The following is a 4,429-nucleotide window of genomic DNA, read 5'->3' on the forward strand; positions in this document are numbered from 1 at the left end:
GGGGTCCGTCGTACGCCGGGGGTCCGTCGTACGCGGCGGGTCCGCCGTTCGCCGCAGGGCCGTCGTATGCCGCAGGGCCGTCGTCCGCCGTCTCGCGGCCGGGCTGGCTGGCCCGGCGCCTGGGCGGCGGTCCGGTCAGGCCGCGCCTCGCCGAGGCAGGCCCGCTCGGGCTGATAGTGCTCGCCGCGATCGGCACCGTGGCCGCGTTCGCGCCTTCCTGGGACAGCTACACGCTCACGGCGACGACGACAGGAGCCGTCCAGACCATCACCGCAGGCAACGCGTTCGCGAACCCGGGCTGGGTGATCGCCGGCGACGTCGCGGTGATGATCGCGGTGATCGCGGGCGCGGTGCTTGCCGCGCTCTGGCGCCCTGGTCGGCAGGGCGCGCTGCTCCTGGCCGGCGTGACCGTGCCGCTGGTCGGGCAGGCGATATCGGCGCTTCTTCAGGTGACCGTGCCCACGACCGCGGCGGAGTTGGGCATCTCGTCGGCGCAGGCATCGGCGGTCGGCCTGACCATAACCTCAGGAGTCACGCCCATATTCTGGGTTTACTGCGTGTTCGTCATTTCGCTGGTCGTATCGTGCGCTTGGATGCTTACCGCGCCGCAGTATCCGGCAATGCCCGCGGTGCCTGCGGTACCCGGGCCGGCGCCGCTGCACCCCTTGGAAGGCATGGACGATGAGGACGCCGATAGCGGCGAGGACGCCGAAGACGATGAGGAAAGTACTTTCGCCTGATCGCCGCGTCCCGCCGCGCCCGGTCAAGCAGAGCAGCCCATAGCTGCCGCAGAATAGCGCCCCCGGCCGTACGGCCGGGGGCGCTATGGCTGAATGCCCGGGCGAAGTTCGGTACGAAACTACGTATTCCGGCGCACCTGTTACTTACCGGTCGCGGCCTGGTACTTGGCAACAAGATCAGCGGGCACCCGACCCCGATCCTTAATGTCATATCCTTGCTCGCGGGCCCAGTTCCGTACCTCGGTGGTGTTGAGCGCGCTGCCACCACCCCGGCTGGCCCTACCTGCGGCGCGACCGGCGCGGCGTGCGGTGCCACCCACCTTGCGCGCGTGGGAGACATACTTTCCGAGCGCCGAACGCAACTCCTCCGAGTGCTGCGCGTTCAGGTCGATCTCGTAATCCGTACCGTCCAGCGCAAAGCGCACGGTACCCTCTGCCGCTCCGCCGTCGATGTCGTCGATGAAGAGAGTCTGGATCTTCTGGGCCACTTGGATATCCGCCTTTCCTGGTTTCGACAGTCATCCTAATCGATGACCGCGGCGTTAGCGGCGTTGGACCCGCCCCATCCCGCACACCGACCGCAATTGCCGCACCTACCCGGCCGCCGAGGTCTTTGTGCCATGCTATGCCGACGAGATCTTATCTGACGCGGCACAGCGCTATGTGACATTCGCGACAATCGGGGCAGCGTGTCGGCGACCGTGTTCGCTTTGAGCAGAGGACGGTCGATCACAACGCTCTATCGACAACAACGCTGGAACGCCGATACTCGTTACCCCATTGGTTTAGACCGGCCAGGATTCCCGGCGGTACCCCATGTCCCAGAACATCCACTCGTAACGACTCGTGGTGCGGAAGTGGCGGCGAACCAGCGCGCGCTCGCCCGCGGAAAGGACCGGCCCGACCGCGTCGGCCTCGGCGATCACGTCCCGCACGACCTGCCCGAACTCGTCGCCGCCGTAGGTGTCAATCCACCGCTGGTACCTCGGGTCGGGCGATCGATGACGGAGGAGTTCCTTGCCCACTTCCCAGTAAATCCAGTAGCAGGGGAGCACCGCGCCGACCCCTTCGGCATAGGTTCCGCCGCGAATGGTCGAGAGCAGGTAGCTGGTGTAGGCGAGGTTCGTCGGGGCCGGCTCGGCGGCGGCTGCCGCCGCGGCGGAAATGCCGAGTTCCGGCAGCAGCGCTGAGTGCAATTCCTGCTCGACCGTCACCGCGTCCGCCGCGTGCCGCGCGAACATCCGCATCGCAGTCGGCTCAGGCGCGCGGCTGGCGACCGCGGCGAGCGCGCTCGCGTACTGCTTTAGGTAGAGCCCATCCTGGACGACGAAGAATGCGAACGACTCCTGGGGGAGCGTGCCGTCGGTCAGGCCCTTGATGAACGGATGCGCCAGGATCGCGCTATAGATATCGGTGATGCTGTCCCACAGTTCGCCGGTGAAGGAGTCGCTCACCCGCGTCACCTTACGACGCGACCCGTCCCCGACGGAAGCAGCCATCCGGTTTGGCGTTGTGACTCCCGGCGCCAACCCTATTGATGGCGTGGCCCACACCACCAATAACCGCGCGGATCGATCGGCGGGCATGCGCCGCGGCGTCGGCCAGCGCCCGCGCGCGGCGTTCGGCCGGCACACGATCGCAGTGGCTATTGTGGACCGGTGCGGGTAGCGACATGGAATGTCAACTCTGTCAAGCAGCGGGTGCCGCGGCTGCTGCCGTGGCTTGATGAACGACAGCCCGACGTGGTGTGCTTGCAGGAGATCAAGCTCACCCGCGAGGCGTTCACCGAACTGCTCGGCACCGAGCTCGCGGCCCGCGGCTACGCCTTCGCCGTCAACGGGCAGGCGCAGTGGAACGGCGTCGCCATCGTGTCCAGGGCCGGGCTCGACGACGTCACTGCCGGGCTGCCGGACGAGCCGGGCTTTCCCGGACCGGAGGCGAGGGCGGTCGCCGCGTCCTGCGGCGGCATCCGGGTGCATTCCGTCTACGTGCCTAACGGCAGGGAGCCAGGCTCGGACCACTACCGCTACAAGCTCGCCTGGCTCGCCGCCTTGCGGGACGCGGTAGCGGCAGGCCCGGCGGCGGCGCTGGTCTGCGGGGACATGAACATCGCGCCAACCGACGCGGACGTGTTCGACCCGGCCGCCTACGTCGGCCAGACGCACGTCACGCCCCCAGAGCGGGCCGCGCTCGCCGAACTGGAGGCGCTTGGCCTGCGGGACGTGGTGCGGGACCGCTGGCCGGACAGCCGCGTGTTCACCTACTGGGACTACCGGGCCGGCATGTTCCACCAGGATCTCGGGATGCGAATTGACCTGGTCTTGGCCAGCGCCCCGGTGGCGGCCCGGGTGCGGGCGGCGTGGGTGGACCGCAAGGCGCGCAAGGGCAGCGCGCCAAGCGATCACGCGCCCGTCATCGCCGACCTGGACGAGGCGCCAGACGGCGACATCGGGCCGGTCGTCCCGCCGCCGTCGGCGCGCCCCGCGCGGCCAGGCACCGCCAGGCTCCCGCAGTCGGGCTAGCTCAGTCGGCCTGGGTGACGTCCGCGGCGACGATCTTGCCGCCCACGACGGTGTCGACGCCGGTGAAGTACTGCACCGTGCCCGTGCAGTCGTCGGTCGCCGCCAGGTCGAAGCTGACCTCGTCGCCTGATTGCCAGTTCTCGCTCAGGTCCTGCCCCCCGGTGCAGGCGAAGCCGGCCACGAACTGCTGATAGGTCTGGCCGGTGACCGCGCCTGAGCTGAGCAGCGCCCAGGCTTCCGGGTAGTCCCCTGATTCGATGTCCCCGTAGTATGCCGCTACCACGGCCCACGGATCGGTGACGTTCGGGACCGGCGTCGGCTGCGGTGCCGCGACTGCCGTGGGCGCGGCGGTCGCGGGCGCCGACGACGCCGGCACGGTGCGATACCTGATGACCGTCTTGGTGATCGCCGGCGCGGCGGGCTGGGCGGTCGCTGCCGCTGAATGTCGGCCGGCCGACGCCGCGGCGGGCCCCTCCCGCAGCACGTCTGGTCCGGACGCGTGCGCCGAACAGGCCGCCAGCCCGATCACGGCGACCGCCAGCGCGATACCCGTTAGTTTCATCGCGCACCTGCCTCACGCGATGGTAGGAACTCTTGTCACATGAGTCACTCTTTGCTCCCATTCAACTACAGGTGATACGACGGCTTGCCGCCGGGTGGTTCGCCCCCAGTGATGATGCTGGTGGCCAAATCCCCGGCTCTGGCGCAGATAACGGGATCACACCAGGTACCAGATGCCTCGTCAGCACATCCTGTTCGTGGTCCGCGATGATTGTCCCGGCCTGCCCGGCTGGGGACCGGTCATCGGCGGCTGCAGCAGTTCGTCGCGTTCCCGGGCCGCCGTGCGCGGCGCGGCAGTATTCCGGGATGCTGGGCAAGACGGTGAACTGCCAGGTCGCGGTCAGCGTGCACCTGGTCAGCGAGCACGCCTGGCCGGCCGCCGGCTGGCGGCTGTTCCGCCCGGCGGGCTGGGACGACGCCGCGCTGGCGCTGGAGATGACCGGCGAGATGGCCGGACCCGGCGGGTGGGGCGTGCTGGAGCAGGCCACCGCCGCCGGCGGCGCCCGGCATCATCCCCGGCGCCTGCCCGCTGTGCAGCCAGCAAGTAACACTCGGCCGGCTCGCCGCTGCCCTATCCGCGACCCAACAAAGTACTACTAGGGCACG

General features: G+C 69.1%; 5 protein-coding genes and 1 pseudogene. 3 read left to right on the forward strand and 3 right to left on the reverse strand.

Features of this window, described 5'->3' with window-relative positions:
• Nucleotides 1-740: pseudogene (locus Q1N79_RS26350) on the forward strand (hypothetical protein); the annotation flags it as partial.
• 140 nt (nt 741-880) lie between these two features.
• Here the strand turns inward: Q1N79_RS26350 and Q1N79_RS26355 are convergent.
• Both Q1N79_RS26355 and tenA read right to left on the reverse strand, forming a co-directional pair.
• Nucleotides 881-1,228, reverse strand: a complete 348-nt coding sequence (locus tag Q1N79_RS26355; protein ID WP_300613553.1) for an Lsr2 family protein — start codon at nt 1,226-1,228, stop codon at nt 881-883.
• Between the two features lie 297 nt (nt 1,229-1,525).
• Entirely contained in the window at nt 1,526-2,194 is a 669-nt protein-coding gene (gene tenA / locus Q1N79_RS26360) for a thiaminase II (RefSeq protein WP_300613555.1), read from the reverse strand.
• Between the two features lie 204 nt (nt 2,195-2,398).
• On the opposite strand from tenA, the gene Q1N79_RS26365 reads away from it, so the two are divergent.
• Nucleotides 2,399-3,262: an exodeoxyribonuclease III gene (locus tag Q1N79_RS26365; protein WP_300613557.1), complete on the forward strand. Its 864-nt coding sequence runs from the start codon at nt 2,399-2,401 to the stop codon at nt 3,260-3,262.
• A gap of 1 nt (nt 3,263) precedes the next feature.
• On the opposite strand, the gene Q1N79_RS26370 is transcribed toward Q1N79_RS26365, so the two are convergent.
• A complete protein-coding gene (locus Q1N79_RS26370; RefSeq protein ID WP_300613559.1) occupies nt 3,264-3,824 on the reverse strand; it encodes a hypothetical protein in 561 nt (186 codons plus the stop codon).
• Nucleotides 3,825-4,030: 206 nt separating this feature from the next.
• Here Q1N79_RS26370 and Q1N79_RS26375 point away from each other — a divergent pair, with 206 nt between their 5' ends.
• A complete protein-coding gene (locus Q1N79_RS26375) occupies nt 4,031-4,423 on the forward strand; it encodes a transposase (protein WP_300613561.1) in 393 nt (130 codons plus the stop codon).
• Nucleotides 4,424-4,429 lie beyond the last annotated feature (6 nt).

The sequence above is a fragment of the Trebonia sp. genome, from assembly GCF_030042015.1.
Taxonomy (GTDB): Bacteria; Actinomycetota; Actinomycetes; order Streptosporangiales; family Streptosporangiaceae; genus Trebonia.

Bases quoted from the DNA above. Each gene is read 5' to 3' on its own strand.
- Q1N79_RS26370 (WP_300613559.1), bottom strand. From the start codon at position 3,824: ATGAAACTAACGGGTATCGCGCTGGCGGTCGCCGTGATCGGGCTGGCG.
- Q1N79_RS26375 (WP_300613561.1), top strand. From the start codon at position 4,031: ATGATTGTCCCGGCCTGCCCGGCTGGGGACCGGTCATCGGCGGCTGCA.